The 20485-nt window shown below is 41.4% G+C and carries 19 protein-coding genes; 13 read left to right on the forward strand and 6 right to left on the reverse strand.

What is annotated here, in order from left to right:
- Nucleotides 1–351: 351 nt before the first annotated feature.
- Nucleotides 352–1215 (reverse strand): sigma-70 family RNA polymerase sigma factor, encoded by an 864-nt coding sequence (locus D7Z94_RS09055; RefSeq protein WP_120711242.1) that lies wholly within the window; start codon nt 1213–1215, stop codon nt 352–354.
- Nucleotides 1216–1389: 174 nt separating this feature from the next.
- Here D7Z94_RS09055 and D7Z94_RS09060 point away from each other — a divergent pair, with 174 nt between their 5' ends.
- From D7Z94_RS09060 to D7Z94_RS09075, 4 genes are all read left to right on the forward strand, one after another.
- Entirely contained in the window at nt 1390–1902 is a 513-nt protein-coding gene (locus D7Z94_RS09060) for a DUF6155 family protein (RefSeq protein ID WP_120711243.1), read from the forward strand.
- Nucleotides 1902–2831, forward strand: a complete 930-nt coding sequence (locus D7Z94_RS09065; protein WP_120711244.1) for a 2-hydroxyacid dehydrogenase — start codon at nt 1902–1904, stop codon at nt 2829–2831. The genes D7Z94_RS09060 and D7Z94_RS09065 overlap by 1 nt, the downstream gene beginning before the upstream one ends.
- A 123-nt stretch (nt 2832–2954) precedes the next feature.
- A complete protein-coding gene (locus D7Z94_RS09070) occupies nt 2955–4460 on the forward strand; it encodes a DEAD/DEAH box helicase (RefSeq protein WP_120711245.1) in 1506 nt (501 codons plus the stop codon).
- Nucleotides 4461–4540: 80 nt separating this feature from the next.
- Nucleotides 4541–5779, forward strand: a complete 1239-nt coding sequence (locus D7Z94_RS09075; protein WP_245967168.1) for a glycosyltransferase — start codon at nt 4541–4543, stop codon at nt 5777–5779.
- On the opposite strand, the gene D7Z94_RS09080 is transcribed toward D7Z94_RS09075, so the two are convergent.
- A complete protein-coding gene (locus D7Z94_RS09080; protein ID WP_120711246.1) occupies nt 5776–6942 on the reverse strand; it encodes an alpha-hydroxy acid oxidase in 1167 nt (388 codons plus the stop codon). The genes D7Z94_RS09075 and D7Z94_RS09080 overlap by 4 nt on opposite strands.
- 71 nt (nt 6943–7013) lie before the next feature.
- Nucleotides 7014–7772 carry a DUF6090 family protein gene (locus tag D7Z94_RS09085; protein WP_120711247.1) on the reverse strand — a complete coding sequence of 253 codons (759 nt, stop codon included), beginning with the start codon at nt 7770–7772 and terminating at the stop codon, nt 7014–7016.
- 366 nt (nt 7773–8138) lie between these two features.
- Between D7Z94_RS09085 and D7Z94_RS09090 the strand changes: the two genes are divergently transcribed.
- Entirely contained in the window at nt 8139–8981 is an 843-nt protein-coding gene (locus D7Z94_RS09090) for a 1,4-dihydroxy-2-naphthoyl-CoA synthase (RefSeq protein ID WP_120711248.1), read from the forward strand.
- A 430-nt stretch (nt 8982–9411) separates the two neighbouring features.
- The gene (locus D7Z94_RS09095; RefSeq protein ID WP_120712000.1) at nt 9412–10038 is read left to right on the forward strand and encodes a DapH/DapD/GlmU-related protein; all 627 of its coding nucleotides are present in this window, start codon (nt 9412–9414) and stop codon (nt 10036–10038) included.
- Here D7Z94_RS09095 and D7Z94_RS09100 read toward each other — a convergent pair.
- Nucleotides 10035–11363 (reverse strand): serine hydrolase domain-containing protein, encoded by a 1329-nt coding sequence (locus tag D7Z94_RS09100; protein ID WP_120711249.1) that lies wholly within the window; start codon nt 11361–11363, stop codon nt 10035–10037. The two genes, D7Z94_RS09095 and D7Z94_RS09100, sit on opposite strands and share 4 nt — an antisense overlap.
- Nucleotides 11364–11446: 83 nt before the next feature.
- Between D7Z94_RS09100 and D7Z94_RS09105 the strand changes: the two genes are divergently transcribed.
- Entirely contained in the window at nt 11447–12406 is a 960-nt protein-coding gene (locus D7Z94_RS09105) for a 2-hydroxyacid dehydrogenase (protein ID WP_120711250.1), read from the forward strand.
- A 14-nt stretch (nt 12407–12420) separates the two neighbouring features.
- On the forward strand, nt 12421–13296 hold the full coding sequence (locus D7Z94_RS09110) for a pirin family protein (RefSeq protein WP_120711251.1): 876 nt from the start codon (nt 12421–12423) through the stop codon (nt 13294–13296).
- Here the strand turns inward: D7Z94_RS09110 and D7Z94_RS09115 are convergent.
- A complete protein-coding gene (locus D7Z94_RS09115; RefSeq protein ID WP_120711252.1) occupies nt 13291–13692 on the reverse strand; it encodes a DUF2452 domain-containing protein in 402 nt (133 codons plus the stop codon). The genes D7Z94_RS09110 and D7Z94_RS09115 overlap by 6 nt on opposite strands.
- A gap of 186 nt (nt 13693–13878) precedes the next feature.
- Here D7Z94_RS09115 and D7Z94_RS09120 point away from each other — a divergent pair, with 186 nt between their 5' ends.
- Genes D7Z94_RS09120 through D7Z94_RS09135 form a run of 4 tightly spaced genes read left to right on the forward strand, consistent with a single transcriptional unit; the run spans nt 13879 to nt 17909 of the window.
- Nucleotides 13879–15315: an FG-GAP repeat domain-containing protein gene (locus D7Z94_RS09120; RefSeq protein ID WP_158594610.1), complete on the forward strand. Its 1437-nt coding sequence runs from the start codon at nt 13879–13881 to the stop codon at nt 15313–15315.
- Between the two features lie 2 nt (nt 15316–15317).
- Nucleotides 15318–15746 carry a 3D domain-containing protein gene (locus D7Z94_RS09125; protein WP_120711254.1) on the forward strand — a complete coding sequence of 143 codons (429 nt, stop codon included), beginning with the start codon at nt 15318–15320 and terminating at the stop codon, nt 15744–15746.
- Nucleotides 15747–15757: 11 nt separating this feature from the next.
- A complete protein-coding gene (locus tag D7Z94_RS09130) occupies nt 15758–16432 on the forward strand; it encodes a peptidoglycan recognition protein family protein (protein ID WP_120711255.1) in 675 nt (224 codons plus the stop codon).
- Complete coding sequence (locus tag D7Z94_RS09135; protein ID WP_120711256.1) at nt 16422–17909, forward strand: M14 family metallopeptidase; 1488 nt, start codon at nt 16422–16424, stop codon at nt 17907–17909. Before D7Z94_RS09130 ends, D7Z94_RS09135 begins: the two co-directional genes overlap by 11 nt.
- A 392-nt stretch (nt 17910–18301) precedes the next feature.
- Here the strand turns inward: D7Z94_RS09135 and D7Z94_RS09140 are convergent, their stop codons facing one another.
- A complete protein-coding gene (locus tag D7Z94_RS09140; protein WP_120712001.1) occupies nt 18302–19393 on the reverse strand; it encodes a vWA domain-containing protein in 1092 nt (363 codons plus the stop codon).
- Nucleotides 19394–19543: 150 nt separating this feature from the next.
- On the opposite strand from D7Z94_RS09140, the gene D7Z94_RS09145 reads away from it, so the two are divergent.
- Nucleotides 19544–20479, forward strand: coding sequence for a polysaccharide deacetylase family protein (locus D7Z94_RS09145; RefSeq protein WP_120711257.1), 936 nt, complete (start codon nt 19544–19546; stop codon nt 20477–20479).
- Nucleotides 20480–20485: the final 6 nt, after the last annotated feature.

The raw sequence follows: 20485 nt of genomic DNA on the forward strand, positions 1-20485 counted from the left end.
CAATACCGATAGTTTTCGGCAATAACTTAACCTTAGACATCATGCTTTACGACACCTACGGGGAGGAATACCTGACCTTCTTACAAGAGTTAAATGAAATTTTAAGTTTAAATGAGTTGACCGAACTAGACTATATGTAGTAGAGCGGTATAGTTCATTTTAAAACCAAATCTTATGGCAAATCAAAATCCAGACAACGCAGCATATTTGAATTTCATTGAAGATTTAAATGAAATTCTAGTAGATTTTAATATCAACAAACTAAGTTATTCTTAAGTGTTTAGTGTATTAGTTGTAGAAAACCCCATAGGTTAAAACCTATGGGGTTTGTTCTTTTATAACTACTTGATGTTAGCCCAAATAAGCCTTCAAAAGCTTACTTCTAGAATTGTGCCGAAGCTTACGAATAGCCTTTTCCCTTATCTGCCGAACTCTTTCCCGTGTAAGGTCAAAAGTCTGTCCTATTTCGGCCAAGGTCATAGACTGCTGGTCTCCAATTCCATAATACAGCTTTACCACATCCGCCTCCCTAGGCGATAAGGTATCCAAGGCTCTATTGATTTCCGTATTCAAGGACTGTTGCATCAAAATTTTATCTGGCCGTGGAGATTCGCCAGAACGTAACACGTCGTACAAATTGGAATCCTCTCCTTCCCGCAACGGGGCATCCATGGAAACATGTCTACCCGAATTTTTCATGGATTGTTTTACCTCGGTAACCGTCATTTCCAATTCCTTGGCTATTTCTTCCGCAGAAGGTGGCCGCTCATGGGCCTGTTCCAAATAAGAAAATGTCTTTTTGATTTTATTGATGGAACCTATTTTGTTGAGTGGGAGCCTAACGACCCGGGATTGCTCGGCCAAAGCCTGTAAAATAGATTGCCTTATCCACCAAACGGCGTAGGAAATAAACTTGAAACCACGGGTTTCATCAAATCGTTTGGCCGCCTTAACAAGGCCCAAATTACCTTCGTTTATGAGATCGGGCAGCTTTAACCCCTGATTTTGATATTGTTTGGCCACGGAAACTACAAATCGTAAATTGGCATTGGTCAATTTTTCCAATGCAGCTTGGTCTCCGGCCCGGATACGCTGTGCTAATTCTACTTCTTCATTTGCATTGATCAGATCAATTTTACTGATATCCTGCAGGTATTTATCCAATGATTTTGATTCTCTATTGGTAACCTGCTTGATAATCTTTAACTGCCTCATATATATATTTTGGATTTTGATGTTCTACAAGTTCTCATTATACATTTTTATTGCGTCTTTTCCAAAGACATAAGAGAATTCTTATACAGAATTTATGACAAGTTTATGATTTGTTTTGGGAATCTTAGCTAAATCTATCCAGTTCTTCTATTTTTGGGCTCAAATCCCGATTTTATGGGCAAAAGAGCCCTTGTGAAATATCTGACAGATCTTCCAAAAAAGGAATTGGAAGAACAGTTGCTGGACCTTTATATGCGTTTTCCAGTGGTTAAGGAATACTACGATTTTGTCTTCAATCCCAAAGAAGAAAAGCTCATACAGCAGGCCAAGACCAAAATCTCCAACGAATATTTCCCGGTAAAACGAAAACGACCTAAGGCTCGTAGATCTGTGGCCCAAAAGTCTATCAAACATTTTATAAAATTAGGAGTGGAGCCCTATCTTGTCGCCGATGTTATGCTCTATAATTTGGAGGTGGCCCAAACTTTTGAATCGGAAAAAAATGTTCCGGAAGCTTTTTATAAAAGCATGCTGAACTCCTTCAAGGAAGTGATTCATTTTTTGGTACTAAATGGGGCGATAGAGGATTTTAAAGAAAGAATACTAAAAATTTACCAAAACGTTCAGGATAACCATTGGCCCTATGCCGGGGATTTTTCGCGGGCATTGGATATATTGGAAAACTAATGGCCATCGTAATTATAAGACAGGACGGGAAAATTCCCGAATGGAAGGAAGCATTATCCGCGGCTTCCCCAAGTATACCGATTTACAGTTATTTGGAAGAACACCCCAAGGAAGCGATTGAAATGGCCTTGGTCTGGAAACATCCACCAGGGGCATTGCGGCCCTATAAAAATTTAAAATGCATTTCCGGATCCGGTGCCGGAGTTGATTTCATCTTCAATGATAAGGAGGCGCCATTACATTTGCCCATAACCCGGGTGGTAGATCAAGTACTTGCTAAGGATATGTCCGAGCACGTAATTGGCGTTATTTTGGCTTATTTAAAAAACTTATATACCTACAAGGTGGATCAGGCCAATAAGGTATGGAGACCTTTACCATACAGGCGTATGGGAGACTATACAATTGGTATCCTTGGAATGGGAGCTTTAGGTGTTGTCCTCGCTAAAGATTTGCTCCACTTTGGCTTTCCGGTACAAGGCTGGTCCAATTCCGAAAAAGACATCGAAACAGTTAAGTCCTTTGTTGGAAAGAATGAATTATCGGGTTTTTTGAGCACCACACAAGTTCTGGTATGCCTTCTACCATTGACCGAGAATACCACCGGGATTTTAAACAAAGCCCTTTTCCAGCAATTGCCTAAGGGTGCATTTGTAATTAACGTAGCTAGGGGAGGACATTTGGTAGATGAAGATTTATTGGAAATGTTGGATAACGGACATCTATCCGGTGCCGGATTGGATGTTTACCATCAAGAACCTTTACCTGTATCCCATCCTTTTTGGGCCCATCCCAAAATACATATGACCCCCCATTATGCCAGTGTATCCGACACGCGATCCGTAGTACCCCAAATTTTGGAAAACTACAAAAGACTTCAAGCAGGGGAGCCCCTTTTGAATTTGGTCTCCAAGGAACGGGGATACTAAATTTTTTGATTTCAAGGAATAAATTTCTTCTAAGGACAAAATTCTATTAATTTTGTAAAATTGGGCCGATTGCAATCGGTCCTATTAGAATAAGTAATCAAAACCCCTAAGATTTTTACCTCATTGGAAAACCAAACTACGGAGAAAACACTTTATGATTACCAAAGAGAAGACCTGAATACTATTTTCAAGTATTTGGGTGAAATGCCCCAAGGTTCTAATTTGTTATACCAACTACCAACGGGTGGAGGAAAAACCGTCGTTTTCTCCGAGATTGCCAAAAGGTACATCAACCAGTCACAAAAAAAAGTTGTGGTACTTACCCATCGGATAGAATTGAGCCTTCAAACCTCAAAGATGTTGACCGGGTTCGGGGTAAAGAACAAAATCATTAATAGCGAGGTAAAGGAATTTAGCGATCAGGATGAGTACATGTGCTTTGTAGCCATGGTAGAGACGCTCAATAATAGGTTGCAGGAAGAGAAGGTTGAGATCAAGAATATAGGTTTGGTAATCATTGACGAGGCGCATTATAATTCTTTTCGCAAATTGTTTAAATATTTTGAACAATCCACCATTCTTGGGGTCACGGCGACACCCTTAAGCTCCAACATAAAGCTTCCCATGAAGGATCACTATCAAAAATTGATCGTAGGGGAGTCCATCACTTCTTTGATTCAAAAGAAGTTCTTGGCCAAGGCCAATATGTATAATTACGATGTAGGTCTACAAAGCCTTAAATTGGGCATTAGCGGGGATTATACGGTGAAATCCTCGGACGAACTCTACGGTAATCAAAGTATGCTGGGAAAGTTATTGACGGCTTATCAGGAAATTGCTTTGGGTACCAAGACCTTGATTTTCAATAATGGTATAAATACGTCCCGATATGTACATGAGACGTTCAAAAAGGCAGGATACAATGTTCGCCATTTGGATAACAAGAATAGTGCCGCGGAAAGGCGGGAAATATTAGATTGGTTTTCAAATACCCCGGATGCCATATTAACTTCTGTAAGTATCCTCACCACCGGTTTTGATGAACCCACGGTGGATACTATTATTTTGAACAGGGCCACGCGATCTTTGACACTTTACTTTCAGATGATTGGCCGGGGTTCCCGGGTTTTGCCCAATAAAAATGAGTTTACCGTGGTAGACCTCGGTAATAATATAGCTCGTTTTGGCCCATGGGATGCACCTATTGATTGGCAAGAGATTTTCCATTTTCCGGATTTTTACTTGGAGAACATCAAGAACGATGAGGAAATAGAACGGGAGTTTGTTTACGAAATGCCACTGGAACTCCGAGAGAAATTTTCCAAATCGCATGCAATCGAATTTGATATAAAGGAAGAATATAAAAAAGTCTTTGCGCAAGGCCTCAAATCCAAGACCGTTTTGGAGCGCAGTATAGAACAACATGCTCAAATCTGTGTGGAAAATGCCGAGGATGTTTTTGACGCCCGTATTTTGGCTAAGGCACTCAAGGAAGAGATTGCGTATCGCGTTCGCCAGTATTCCTACTGTATCATGAACAATACCAAGAACTACAAGGAATGGCTGGAAGAGGATTATGAGAGAAAGCTCCGTTCCAGTATCTCCAGGAGATTTGCGGCAAAAATGTAATTCTTCAAAATACGAAATTAGAGGTATGAATTTAGAAATGCTCTGAACTTGGGCTTGATACTTGAATTTGAACTTTGGTTTTGAAAAAACTTCTCATAATTGGTTTCACATGGCCGGAGCCGGCCACAACCGCTGCAGGGAGTCGTATGCTACAACTTATCCGTTTTTTTCTGGGTCAGGATTATCATATTACATTCGGAAGCACCGCCAAGGAAACAGAATATTCCATGGATTTGGAATCTTTAGGTATTAGTAAGGTCCCGTTGTTATTGAACGATTCCGGTTTTGATGTTTTTGTAAAAGAATTGGCGCCTAACATAGTTCTCTTTGATCGTTTCTTAACAGAGGAACAGTTTGGATGGCGGGTGGCCGAATTTGTACCAAATGCCTTTCGTATTTTAGATACGGAAGACCTTCACTCCCTCCGCCATGTACGGGAGAAATGTCAAAAAAACGCAAAGGAATTCTCTTCTTCTTTCTGGAAACAGGACAACATTACAAAAAGGGAAGTGGCCAGTATCTATCGTTGCGACCTGTCCTTGATCATTTCCGATTATGAAATGAGATTATTGGAAAAGGTTCTAAATATCAATTCGGCTCTGTTGTGTTACTTGCCCTTTATGTTGGAATCTAAAGATGTTCCAGAAGTAAGGGAATGGCCGAAGTTTGATGATAGAAACGATATTGTCTGTATAGGAAATGGGAAACATGCGCCAAACGTAGATGCCCTTCAGTGGTTAATCGATTGCATATGGCCTATAATCCGAAAGGAACTTCCAAAAGGACACCTTAAAATCTATGGAGCCTACCTTCCACAAAAGCTGAAGCAATTGCACAATCCCAAAAAAGGGCTTTGGGTGGAAGGTTGGGTAGAGGATATAGATACCATAGTTCAGAATGCAAGGCTGGTTATCGCACCGTTACGCTTTGGTGCGGGGGCCAAGGGAAAACTGATTACCGCCATGCAAAATGGAACTCCCAGTATAACCACTTCCATTGGGGCAGAAGGTATGCAAGGAGAGAATATGTGGCCCGGTAAAATAGCAGATGATGTCAATAATCTGGCCCAGGCCGCCATTGCACTTTATCAAAGTAAGACCGAGTGGAAATTGGCCCAACAAAAAGCAATAGAATTAATCAATACGTTCTATAGCGCAAAAAGGCATTCCCAATATCTAAGTACGCGTTTACAAGAGGTCCAAAAAAATCTGGAAAAGCATCGCGACAACAATTTTGTGGGCAGCCTGTTAATGCAGAATACCTTAAGCAGTACCAAGTATATGGCCAAATGGATAGAGGCGAAGAATAATAAGAATTAACCCAAAGTAATTTCAGCTTTTCGAAGTTCAGCTACGGATTCTACGCCCAACTGTACCATATTATTCTTTAGGTCATCTATTAAAATATGAGCGGTATGGTCTCCTCCAAATTTGCCCAAGGCCGCCACGCCCCAGATGAAAGGCCTTCCGGCAAGTATAAAATCAGCTCCAAGATAAAGGGCGCGCATGGCATCCAGACCGGTACGGATACCACTATCAAACAATATAGGCACCCTGCCCTTTACTTCTTTTACAATATGTGGTAGGGCCTCCAAGGCCGTAACAGCCCCGTTGAATTGCCGACCTCCGTGGTTGGATACATAGATACCATCCAAACCGATTTCCACAGCCTTCACCGCGTCCTCGGGATGGAGAATTCCCTTTAGGACCACGGGGCCTTTCCATAAAGCCTTCAATTCTTGGCAATAGTCCCAATCCAAAGTACCTCCTAATCGGTTGCCTACAAAACCACTAACGAACTTCATATCATTGTTGTTCGCATAGTGTTCCACGGTCCGTAATCGGGGCATGCCACGTAGTAGGGTATGATACGTCCAGTTGGGGTGGGTTATGCCTTGCCAAATCATTTTGAGCGTAATCTTGGGAGGCATAGATAGTCCTGCCCTTTTACTACGTTCGCGCCTACTGGCCATAGGCACATCTGCGGTGACCACAAGGGTGTGAAAACCGGTATCCTTGGCCCGTTGCAAGAGCGAATGCAACAAGGGTTTGTCCTTAGGCGGGTAGAGTTGAAACCAGCCCATATCTCCAACAATCTCCCCAACGGTTTCTGGGGTTTCGGTAGCCACGGTACTTAAACAAAAAGGAATCTGGAGACGTTTTGCGGTGGCGGCTAAAAAATGTTCCGCCTTGGGCCACATCAATCCGGTTAACCCTACTGGTGCCATACCTATGGGAGCGGCATAGGTTTTGCCAAAAAGCTTGGTTTCCGTGTTCACTTGCAGAGGACCCTTGCAAAAACGCGGTATAAAGGCAATCCGCTGAAAAGCGGTATGATTCTGTTGCAACAAGGCTTCATCGCCGGTACCCCCATCCAAATAGGCCAAAGCTACTTGGGGCATTCTTTTTTTGGCCCTTTCGGCCAAGTCCATTACAGTGGGATAACGGTTGGAAAATTGTTCCCGTTTCTTTTCGTAACTCATGGAATGAAAATACAGGAAATTGGTGAAATCCTAGTTTTAAAAGGGTAAAAAGTTAGGAAAGCGTTTCGTCTTTAGTTTAGGTTTGTCAGTTCTTCCTCTATTTGCTTTTTTACCTTTTGCGCCTGTACCTTAATCTGTTGCCATTGTACGATCTGCTCCCGATTGCTACCAAATTTCAAGAGCACCATTTTCCAGAAATCCTTATTGGTTTTAAGGGCTTCCAAATTTATACTTTGCAAGTCAGAAATGTTTTGGACATTCAGCCCCAAGGATGAAAAACCTTCAGGGTTCAAGAAAAGGGTCTCTACGAAAATCGGTGTTATCAACTCATCGGTTACCAAGCGCGCGGTACCATCATTGTCATCTTCCCGGGCATTCCGGTAATAGTCGAAAATGTTTTGCCGTAAGGTTTCATTTTGTACATAACTCATTTTTCCGGAGGAGACTGCTTCATCAAAAATACCGCTATTGCTTTTAAAGTATTGATCAATAACAAATTGGAAGGATTGTTGGATAAAACTCGGTTTATCAATATTATCAGTTTGTTGTAATAGTTGTAAAGTACTGTCCAACCTGCTTAGACGTTCCTGGGATAGTTGGGTATTGTTATCGATTTGCAGGATGTCCAATCCTATTTCGTTGGAAAGGTTAGTAAGCAGTGCCCTTTCTTTGTCCCGTTCCTTTTGATATTCACTGTAATTGTTCAATTGCAGCGCGATTAAAATACCAATGACCACCAATATGATTTCTCCTATGGCATAAAGCAGGTATCTACTGATTTTTTTTTCAGCCAATAAATTTTGACGGATTTTCCGGAAGAATTTTAGCATATGTTTTAGGTTTGTCTTAGGTTATATCCAAGATATTTTATATGATTTGCCTAAAATCGATACTTATAAGTCGTTCTGAACTGTTACGAAGTAAGCCAAAATCCCTTGTATTATCAAAAACTGTTTTAGTGTAATTAACAGAAATCCCGAACATCTCTGCTATAAAAACCCTAAAAATTTAAAATGTTACATTACGTACATCTACCCTTGAAAAGTTTCTATATCTATTTTTTTGTGTTTGTCCAAACTTTAGGTCATGGAAAAGATCGCCAAACGTTTTTAGAAACTTCTTTACGCAAATGATGAATAATGCAGTTTATCCTATTTGTAAATTCCCGTATTTTGTAGTAGCAAAAAATAGCATCGATGAAAACACCCCAATGGAAAACGGTCAAGGAATTTAAGGACATTACCTATAAAAAATCGGATGGGGTGGCACGTATCGCCTTTAACCGCCCTAATGTGCGCAATGCTTTTCGGCCCAAGACGACAAGTGAGCTCTATGAAGCTTTTTACGATGCCCAGGAAGATACCGCCATTGGTGTTGTGCTCTTTTCCGCGGAAGGCCCCTCTACCAAGGATGGGGTCTATTCCTTCTGTAGTGGGGGAGACCAAAAGGCAAGGGGGCATCAAGGTTATGTAGGTGAGGATGGCATGCACCGTTTAAATATTTTGGAAGTACAGCGGTTGATTCGCTTTATGCCCAAAGTGGTAATCGCTGTCGTACCGGGTTGGGCCGTTGGTGGGGGTCATAGCCTCCATGTGGTATGTGACCTTACCTTGGCCAGCAAGGAACATGCCCTTTTTAAACAAACGGATGCCGATGTCACTAGTTTTGATGGGGGTTACGGGTCGGCCTATCTAGCCAAAATGGTAGGACAGAAGAAAGCTAGGGAGATTTTCTTTTTGGGCCGAAGCTATACGGCACAGGCGGCCTATGAAATGGGCATGGTAAATGCGGTGGTACCCCACGAGGAATTGGAGGATACCGCTTATGAGTGGGCGCAGGAAATTTTAGAAAAATCGCCTACTTCTATAAAAATGTTAAAATTTGCCATGAATCTTACGGACGATGGCATGGTAGGGCAGCAGGTTTTTGCCGGTGAGGCAACACGATTGGCATATATGACCGATGAGGCCAAAGAAGGCAGGGATGCCTTTTTGGAAAAGCGAAAGCCCAACTTTGGAAAAAATAGGTGGATTTCCTAGAGGTTCCAGGTTCCAGGTTCTAAAGTTAAAGGTTTGGAAAAGGGTTTGATATGCGTTTCTTTGGAAACAATATGCGCGGTGCAACAAAGTCTTTTCGAGAGATTCCGCCTTTCGGCCTTTGTCGTGTAAAGCCCTGTTGTTTCTGAGATTTAGGACAAACCATTTTCAGGAGGGGTTTAGAAAAAGAGAACTAAGGTTGCTGAGCCTAGTCGAAGTAAACTAAAAAGAGCCCCGTCTTTACGATCAAGGCTCTTTTACGAGAACACTATATGAAAATGAAAAAATTAACTCCTTGTTTTTAATTACAGTGTAAACATACGACCAACATCTATTCGCTAGAAATTATTGTTGTGTGATTGGAGAGATTTGTGGTGTAAGTAGTACTTTTTGATATATAGCCCGTAAAACGTACTTGTATTTAAATGACAATATGAACAAAAAAGATATATCCTACTTCATTTCCGGCTTTTACAGGGAATTCCCTCATATTCCGAAACATGAAAGCCCGTGGAACGTCATTGCACAACTAGAAAATATAATATTGGATAAACTTGCCGAACTTTCCGAAAATGAATATGACATCGAAAACGGAGTGGCCATTCATAAATCCGCACATATTGAAAATGGCGTAACCTTTAAGAAACCTGCTATTATTGGTAAGGATTGTCTGGTAAAGGCAGGTGCCTATTTTAGAAACGGGGTATATCTGTGTACCGATGTGGGCATCGGGGCGAATTGCGAAATTAAACAGAGTATTGTTTTTCCCAAATCGCGAATAGCCCATTTAAACTATGTAGGCAATTCTATTATTGGTAACGATGTTAATCTGGAGGCAGGTTCGGTTTTGGCCAATCATTTTAATGAATATAAAAACAGGACTGTACCGGTTATTCTGGACAATACTATTGTGGATACCGGGGTGACCAAATTTGGTTCGTTGATCGGAGACCATTGTAGGGTAGGGGCCAATGCGGTATTAAACCCGGGAACTATTTTGAGTAAAGGCTCAATAGTGGGTAGGTTAGAACACGTAGATCAATTAAAGGAGTCTCCCTAGGGGATGGCCCGGAGGATATCCTTTAAAAATCCGTTAAAATCAAAGTCCGGGGCTTCGGCCAGACCAGTCCGTACAATGACCAGATCTTTAGAGGGAATGATGAAGACGCGCTGTCCTTGATAACCATTTGCGGAATATAAATCTTTTGGGGCATCAGGATATTTACCATGGGCATTCAGCCAAAAATGTCCACCGTAAGTGCCGTCCGATAAATCTGTAGGTTCGGTAACATAATCTACCCATGTCTTACCAAACAATTGTTCCCCGTTCCAATTCCCATTGTTTAGGTAGAGTAACCCAAATTTGGCCCAATCCCGAGTATTGGCCCAGGCATAGGAGGATCCGACGAAGTTTCCCTTCATATCGGTTTCGATCAACATGGAATGCATTCCAATCCTATCGATTAGAGCTACATATGGGAAATCTACATAGTCCTGATAACTGTCGAATTGATTCCTAAGTATTCCGGAAAGTAGATTGGAAGTTCCCGAAGAATAGTTCCAGATTTCAGTAGGTTTCGCCAAGGCTTTCTTTTCGGCCTGTATCTGGGCCATATCCGAAGCCAGAAAGAGCATTTTGGTGACGTCCGAGATTCCCGAATAGTCTTCGTCCCATTCCAGTCCGCTTTGCATTCGCAACAAATGGTTTAGGGTAATTTCATTGCGTTCATCATTTTTCCATGCATCTACCATCCCGGTCTTACCCAAATCAATTTTACCTTCAAATTCAAGAATGCCGAACAAAGTGGCCAAAACACTTTTGGTCATGGACCATCCCAAAATAGGCGTGTCCTTTGTGAATCCGTCAATATACCGTTCGGCAACGATATGGTTTTTGTATACCACAAGTACGGAGCGTGTCTTTTGTACATCGGAATCGGCAAATGCGTTATATAAGGCATGTTCCATGACTTGGTAATCCACTTCCTGAAATACGGTATCTTTTGCGGCACCATTTCCAAACGGGAAAGGGGTATTATTTTTAGTGAAGGAGCGTTGTGGTTCCGCTAAATTAAAATCGGCATCGTACTCAGCATTTACCAATGTACACCCCAAACCGGGTCGGCATATGGTCTTTCTAGGCATAAGACCGAAAACCGTGGCTGTGGCCGAATTGTTATCTACGTCGACATCCGCAAGTTTTATAAGGGGTACATTGTTGTCTTGAAGAATTACGGAAGCCTCACTCCGTTTGGCAATGGATAGGGTAGAGGCCATATTTTTGGAGGCATAGCCCGAAATGATATTTAGCTTGGGGTAGTTGAGCCATGCTCCCATAACGAGAATAACAAGTAACAATAATAATGAGCGTTTAATCCATTTCATTCCTTACACTATTTAATGAATCGAATATAGCGATTAGTTCTATCTTATTTTATAAATTGTGAAGAGGAAATTTGATTACAATTATGAAGGTTCTGGTTTGTCTTAATATCCCCGATGCGGGTGTGCACCTAATGAAAGAAGCGGGTCTAGAGGTAGTAAAATGGACAAGGGATCTTCCCATGGTTCCTGAAATATTGAATACGGAAGCCAAAAAATATGATGCGCTTTTGACCACTAGCAATTACAAAATTGATTCCGACTTTTTGAGGGACAATAAGCATCTAAAAATAATCTCCCAATATGCCGTAGGATATGATAATATTGATCTGGAGGCGGCGGCCCGCTTGGGTATTCCTATCGCTAACGCACCCAATGCCATGACAGATGCTACTGCGGACATCGCATTTGGGCTATTATTGGCAGTTTCTAGGAAAATGTTCTTTATGCACAAAACTATTGCCAGAGGCGAATGGCAGCATTTTAGACCTCAGGCCAATTTGGGAATAGAACTTAAAAATAAGACTTTGGGCGTATTCGGTTTGGGAACCATTGGTTTAGAATTTGCGAAACGCTGCCAAGGTGCCTATCAAATGAAAATTCTGTATTGCAACCGGACTAAAAATCAGCAGGCCGAAAAAGAATTGAATGCCAAAAAAGTAAGCTTCGAGGAATTGCTTACAGAAAGTGATATAGTTTCGGCTCATTGTGCCTTGACCGATGAAACCAGAAATACATTCGATAGAAAAGCATTTGAACTAATGAAGGCTAGCGCCATATTTTTGAATACCGCACGTGGTGGCATTCATAATGAAACCGATTTGATTCAAGCCCTGAAGGATGCAGAAATATGGGGAGCCGGTCTGGATGTTACCGATCCGGAACCTATGAATCCGGACAACCCCTTATTGGATATGGAAAACGTAGCGGTTCTTCCACATATAGGATCCGCCACGGTTACGGCCAGAAATCGAATGTCGGTTTATGCTGCTGAAAATATTGTTGCTTGTTATAGGGGAGAAGACATCCCGTATCAGGTTACGTAGAAATACATACAATTATGTCGAACATCGGATTGATTATTGAGGAACGAAGTCGTGATATCGGGGATTTTCTGGTAGGCCGATTGATCCCCTTCCGTAAAAAGCGGATGATAGGTCCTTTCATTTTCATTGATCACATGGGGCCCACACAACTAGGGCCGCAAAATTATATGGACGTAGATCAGCATCCTCACATAGGGCTTGCCACCTTGACGTATTTGTTGGAAGGCGAGGTTATGCACGAGGATAGTTTGGGAACCCAACAGCGCATTCAACCAGGATCTGTAAATTGGATGGTAGCCGGTAAGGGAGTATCCCATTCGGAAAGGACCCCGGCCGATATGCGAAATGGGATAATCTTTACGGCTCACGGGTATCAAATTTGGGTGGCCCTGCCCAAGGAATTGGAAGAAACGGATCCCGAGTTTCATCATATTGGCATTGATGAAATCCCAAAATGGGAGGAGGGCAATGCATCCTTTAAATTGGTTGCAGGTAAAGGGTATGGCCGAAAGTCACCTGTTCCGGTCCATTCTCCACTTTTTATGATTGAAGTCACCAATACAGATGCGTATTTTTTAGACATCAAAGATAAGGTAAGGGGCGAAGTAGGTATCTGTATCGTTGATGGAAGTATAGAGGCCTGTGGTGAAACTATTGATAAAGGCAATATTTTGGTCTCAAAAGTAGAGGATACCTGTAAAATAAACCTTAGGCCCAATACCCATCTATTGTTATTCGGTGGCGAACCTTTTCTGGAAGAACGTCATATTTACTGGAATTTTGTTTCTTCCAGTAAGGAAAGAATTGAAAGGGCAAAAACCGATTGGGTTCAAAAAACCTTTCCTATGATGCAAGATGACAAGACCTATGTTCCGCTACCAGGGTCATAATTTTTCCCACATCTTGTCCGGCCCCAAGCGAAAACTGCCCAGATGATCAAAACTACATTCATCTGGGGATATCAAGGACAAAAAAGTACTTTCATCCTTTGCTTTATAGAGATAGTAGGTTCCTCCGGTCACCGGTTCAAAACTGAATTTTGCGTTGTACACCAAGTTATTGTATTCATATTGCTCCATCAGTTTTTGATAGGCCTCTTTAATGGAATCGTACCTCGACTTAAATTGATGGTTGGCCGTAACGATATTGGTGTTTTTCCAAGTGGTGACGTCGGGAGGTGTAATTCTGGGAGCGCCTACCCCGCTGGCATAGGGTAATAGCTTGGCATGATACTCCCGAGTTTCATCATCAAAAACGACAGCGTCCGGTTTTTTTTCTTTTTTCATAGATGTCAAAATTACGAAAAGCAGAAAATAATTTTGGCATAAGTTTCGGTATGGCTATATTTCATTCAAATTCCTTATAAAATATAGTATATGAAGTGGTATCCTTTTAGGTCGTTCGCTTACCCTTTTTTCTTATTTTGTTTCATCATTTTTAGCTCATGCGGTTCTGGAAACAAAAAAAAGGAAGTGGTACTGTATGACACCTACTGTGCCAGTTGTCATTTACCTCCTGCCATTGATGGACTGCCCAAGCATATCTGGAAGGATAACATATTGCCGGAAATGGGTGCCAGACTTGGAATCCGGGATAACGGATATGACCCCCTCAAAGATTTGCATTTTGGTGAACAGGCCATGCTTCTTGAAAAAGGAATATATCCGTTCTCCCCACTGTTGGATATAGCTGATTGGGAATTGTTACGAGATTATATCATTGCCATGGCGCCTGATTCCCTTCCCGATCAACAAAGTTATAACGCCGCTAAACCCTTAGAAGGATTTTCCAAACAGCTTATATCACTTGATGATAAAGACCAATCCCTTTTTACGTACTTAAAGTATGATGAGGAAATCACAAAACTTCGTTTGGGGGATTTAACAGGTTATCTATTGGAATATGATTTTAAAACCGATACGCTTATCCCAAAAGCCCGATTGGCCAGTGCAGTGGTAGATCACTACGACAGGGACGGACTATCTTTTACTACAAGTATCGGTTCCATACGCCCCACCGCCTTATCTACGGGACAAGTGTATACTTGGCAAAATGAAACGCCTATGGCTATGCCCCTAATATTCCATAGACCGGTGCATACCTTGGTCGAGGATTTGAACAATGATGGAAAAAAGGAATTGATCGTTAGTGAGTTTGGAGACCTTACGGGGAGTCTTTCCCTATTGTGGGATAAAGGAAACTCGACCTATGAAAAGAGAATTCTTTTAAATCAACCTGGTGCAATCCGAGTGGTGGCAAAAGATATGAATCAAGATCAAAGAAAGGATCTTGTAGTAATCACCTCCCAGGGGGATGAGGGCATTACTATTTTATACCAAAAGGACGATTTGAACTTTGAATCGGAAAAAGTAATCCGATTTAGCCCATTATATGGTTCAAGCTGGTTTGAGCTCATTGATTATGATGGTGATGGCGATGAGGATATCATTACCGTTAATGGGGATAATGCGGATGAATCTTATGTTCATAAACCGTATCACGGGATGCGAATACATCTTAACAATGGAGAAAACCAATTTGAAGAAACTTATTTTTATCCAATGAACGGTGCTTCGCGAGTGGTTGCCCATGATTTTGATCAGGACGGGGATATCGATTTCGGTTTAGTCTCTACCTTCCCCGACTACGCCACCAGGCCTGACTATTCGTTTGTATACCTTGAGAATATGGATTCCGATAGTTATACTTTTGACCCTCATATCATTAAAAATCCAGATGCTCGATGGTTTTTGATGGATACAGGTGATATCGATGAGGATGGTGATGAGGATATCATTTTGAGTGCATTTACCTATGGATTTACCCCGGCACCCAAGGAATTTACGGAAGCCTGGAAAGAGAAAAAGGTAGATCTTATGGTCCTAAGAAACCAATTGATAAATAAATAGTTATGAATAGGTTTGCCCAAATAGCATCGTTTGGGATCCTTACCTTTTCTTTGAATTCCTGCAATGGGCCGGTGGAAGAGGAAAAGTACAAATGGATTCCTTTGGAAGTTACCGCTACGGCGTATAACTCCTTACCTTCCCAAACATTGGGCAACCCTTCCATTACGGCTTGGGGGGATACATTGGTGCCTGGAATAAAGGCTATTGCCGTATCGAGGGATTTATTGGATATGGGTTTAAAATACAATACGCTTGTCCAAATTCAAGGCTTTTCGGATACGTTCTACGTCAAGGACAAAATGCATAGGAGATGGAAAAAACGGATTGATATTTATATGGGAAAGGATTTTAAAAAAGCCAAGGAATGGGGCAGGAAAAAACTGCAGATCGCCTGCGCCGTACAAAAGGAAGATAGCATAAAAACCGATTAAATTTATTGGGAATGAAACCAATTTCGATCATGCTTATTTTAATTTCTCTAGTTTCCTGTTCGGTTCAAAAGGAAATTTTGGATAAGCCCATTGTCTTTGATGATGAACGTAAGACATTAACTTTGGAGTACCTATCCTCTCGCTATGGCTTGGAACAGCAAGAACCTACTATAAAACCAAAAATGATCGTATTGCATTGGACGGTCATCCCTACTTTTGAAAAGTCATTTGAAGCATTCAACAATGCCACGCTTCCCGATTGGAGACCGGATATCACCAATGTTAGCGGACTTAATGTATCCTCCCAATTTATGGTGGATAGGGATGGAACCATATATCGATTAATGCCTGAAACTACTATGGCAAGGCATGTTATAGGGCTAAATCATTGTGCCATTGGTGTGGAAAACATTGGGGGAACGGAAGATCTACCCTTGACCAAGGCCCAATTAAAATCCAATATATGGCTGGTCAAATATTTGAAAGGGAAATACGATATTGACTATGTCATCGGGCACTATGAATATACCCTTTTTGAAGGGCATCCCCTTTGGTTGGAGATAGATGACGGATATCGTACCCAAAAAAACGATCCCGGTGAAGATTTTATGAAAAAAGTCCGAAAAGCCACCAAAGACCTTAATTTTAAACCCATTCCTACAAAACCTAATATCGATGCAAATTAAATCCTTTCTACTTCTTTTTGTCTTTTTCATGACACTTTCCTTGTGCGCCCAAGAAAAGGAAATCACTTCCAAACTCTATGAGACCTATGAGAATTACAAGGAGCCGAGCTTGAACAAAAGACGGGTAAAGCATCATGAAATCCAACCTTTTATTACGGAGTATCGAAAGAACCCAAAATTTACAGTTAAAACCGTTGGGAAATCTATAGAGGGTCGTGATCTTAATCTGATCAGTATAGGTAGGGGAGAAGTAAGTGTTTTTCTTTGGTCCCAAATGCATGGAAACGAACCAACGGCCACCCTGGCGATTTTTGATATTCTCAGTTTTTTGGACAGCAACGACTTTCAAGCCGAAAAAAAAGAGATTTTGGACAATCTTACGCTTCATTTTTTACCCATGTTAAATCCGGATGGGGCGGAAGTCTACCAACGGAGAAACCGTTTGGGCATTGATATTAATCGGGATGCATTGCGCTTGCAATCACCTGAGGGGCGAACATTGAAAGGAGTTAGGGATAGCCTGAAGGCGGATTTCGGTTTTAACCTTCATGATCAAAGCACCTATTACAATGCTGAGCGTACCGAAAAACCAGCAACCATTTCCTATTTGGCCCCAGCCTATAATCATGAAAAGGAAACCAATGAGGTAAGAAGCAATGCTATGAAGGTCATTGCTTTTATGAACGGTATTATTCAAAAGTATGCTCCGGGACAAGTAGGGAAGTACAATGATACTTTTGAACCAAGGGCCTTTGGGGATAACATCCAAAAATGGGGCACTAGTGCCATTTTAATAGAATCAGGAGGGTATCCCAATGATATTGAAAAACAGGAAATACGAAAGTTGAACTACGTCTCCATTCTTTCCGCAATATATACGATTGCCAAAGGTAGCTATGTGGATATTGCGCTGGAGGATTACGAAAAGATACCTGAAAACGACCGTAAGCTTTTCGACCTAAAAATCGAAAATGCCACCTACTCATTATTGGGAAATGACTATATTCTGGATATTGGCATCAATCAGTTGGAAGTAGACAAGGAAGGAAATACCGATTTCTGGTACAGCAGCCGAATCCTTGATTTGGGAGATTTGTCAACCTACTATGGATACGAAACTTTAAATGCTTCAGGTTACTCCTTAAAAACGGGTAAAGTATACCCGGAAATTTTTGGAAACCTACAACAACTAAAAAGTTTAAACACTAGTGAAGCCTTAAAAAATGGATACACCTATGTTCGAGTGAAAGATATTTCCTTGGAGCAACTGGAATCCCCGTATCCCATTCATATTATAGGCGAAAAATATGAATTGCCGGAGCTCAACTTAGAAGTGGGCGTCAATCCAACTTTTATTTTGGAAAAAGACGGAAAGATTGTTTACGCTGTCGTAAACGGATTTCTAATTGAACTGGACAAAATTGGAAAATCAATACATTCTTATTTTGATGGTAAGAATGCGATGATCTATAGATAGTTTCCTTCTTCAGTACCCAAATTGAATTTTCATATATGGCCCGTACTTAAGTAAGATCACCATCATAGCAAATAGTGTGGTTACAATAGAGGAAAACAATAATAGGACTAAACTCTTATACCATTTGGACCATGGCCCAATAGCACTGTTTTGAATAATTTCGTTGATTACATCCATGACTTTCATTCTTTACGCCTAGCTGTCTCCAGGCTGGATTAAACATCTTCATAGTTTTTAGGATGTAGGTGGTCTATATAAAATTTGAGTCGTTAGTTATATAAGTAACAATATTCGGGCCAAAAACCCTAAAACGTTTGTTCAGTTCTCGATAAACCGCATAAAAAAAGGGAGAACCGTTTGATTCTCCCTAGCATATAATTTGTTATTGATTGTCATTCACATCCCCCGGTAAATCCATTGGCATTAAACTTAGTCTGTACCGCGCCTTGCCTGCTACCCTCTTTTACCTGTATGGCCAAGTTGCTCTCGCCACTACCATCCCGTTTTGGGGTGCAATACTCAAAAAGGTAAAAGCTATTGGCCCGCTGGGACACTCTAAAGGAAATGTCATTAAAGGTAGTTTCCAATTCTTCCTTGTTCCCGGCAAAAACACTAAATGTCTTCCCAATATCGGTCAATACCTGTGTATCGATTTCACCTCCAAGTCCAATAGTGAAAAATGAGATATTGGAATCGGCTTCGTCTACTTTTTTTAAGGCGGCCTCCTCTGTAAAACGGGAAGCTTGATCTGTACCATCTGTAAAAATAACAACTGAGGCGGCCCCTATTTTTCCATCAGAGGTACTTTCGTTCAAAAGTCCGGTAGCGATATCTGTCGATTTTATTACAGCACCATAAAGATCTGTAGAAGGGTCGTTGCTAATATCCTCCGTAATTCCTTCAATGGCTATTGTCAGCTCTTGCTTGGAAGAAGTTGGAGCGTTCAATAAATGAAGTTCGTTCTCACCATCAAACCAATATATGGCCATCTTAAAGGAATCCTCGGGCGTTGCCGGCATTACATTATCAATAAAACTAATACTGGCCGATTTCAGTTCCTCCAAACTGCTGCTGAGCACACTATTGCTCAAATCCAGTACAAGAAGGGTGTTATTGCTAAAAATCTGGGAGTTGGGAGATATGCGGGCTTGGGATTCGGAAGTGGAGATAGTATTAAAACAATCGTCGTTCCGCCCCTGCTCATAAATGGTGAATTGGTCCGCTGTGAGCCCGGGCACAGGATTGTTGTCCGTATCGGATACTCTAAAAAAAATGGAAACTTTTCCAGGAAGTGTTGTGAACTGTTCTTGAATGGACAATACCAAATCGTTTTCACCAAGGTCCAGACATTCGTCAACAGGTTTTCCCTTTCCAAGCCCATCACCAAGGTTAAGATCAAGATTTACATCATCATCGGCATTACCACAGGAGAATAAAAAAAGAGCAATGGAAAAAAGGGTTGGGAGTCTGAAGTTTAATTTCATTTTCATATATATTGGGTTCAACACACAGAACGGGGGAAATGGATGAAAAGTATAACATCTTAAAAAAAATATGTTAAACATTGTTAAAGATGGGAGCTTGGAATTTTGTAGCTTTCATGATTGTTTTTTGATTTTACAAACTCACGATTTATGCACTTGCGCATCATTATTTTTTTCGCATGGGCTTTCCAAGGATTTTCGCTTTTGGGACAGGAGAAAACCGTTGCGGAAAGATTGGGATACCCGGCAGATACCAAATTATTGATTATCCATGCGGACGATCTAGGGGTGGCCCATTCAGAAAATAGGGCCAGTATATATGCCTTGGAAAAGAGCCCGGTAAACTCTGCCAGCATTATGGTTCCTTGCCCATGGTTTCCGGAAATTGTTGCGTATGCCACGGAAAATCCTGAAATGGATTTGGGCCTACACCTAACCTTGACCAGTGAGTGGAAATATTATAAATGGGGACCTGTAACATCTAAAGACTCCGTTTCTAGTCTAATTGGGGAGGACGGTTATTTTTATCCTTTGGTACCTGATTTTGTAGCCCATGCCAAACCGGAGGAGGTAGCCCTCGAATTACGAAATCAGATAAAAAAAGCCTATGCGTCCGGTATAGATGTAACACATTTGGATGCCCATATGGGCGCCGCCGCTAGTACTCCCGAGCACATTGCCACATATATGCGGTTAGGAAAGGAGTTTGGCCTTCCCGTATTATTGGATTCCAGGATACATGCCGTGGATGATGTAAAAATAAAATCGCTTCTAGATGAAAGTACCGTGGTGATGGACTATATCCATAGTATTTTACCAACAGATTTTGAAAAAGGAAGTACCCAATATTACACCCAACTATTGAGAACCCTTAAACCTGGAATCACTTGCCTATTGATCCATTTGGCCTATGATGACGACGAGATGCAAGGTATTGCCGTGGATCATCCAGAGTGGGGTGCCGCATGGAGACAGGCGGATCTTGATTTCTTTACTAGCAAGGAATGTGTCCAACTCTTAAAAGAAAATGATATTGTGCTGGTGACATGGCGAGAGATCAGGGATAAAATTACCAGGGTAAAATAACTACCG

The sequence above is a fragment of the Ulvibacterium marinum genome, assembly GCF_003626755.1.
Lineage (GTDB): Bacteria > Bacteroidota > Bacteroidia > Flavobacteriales > Flavobacteriaceae > Ulvibacterium > Ulvibacterium marinum.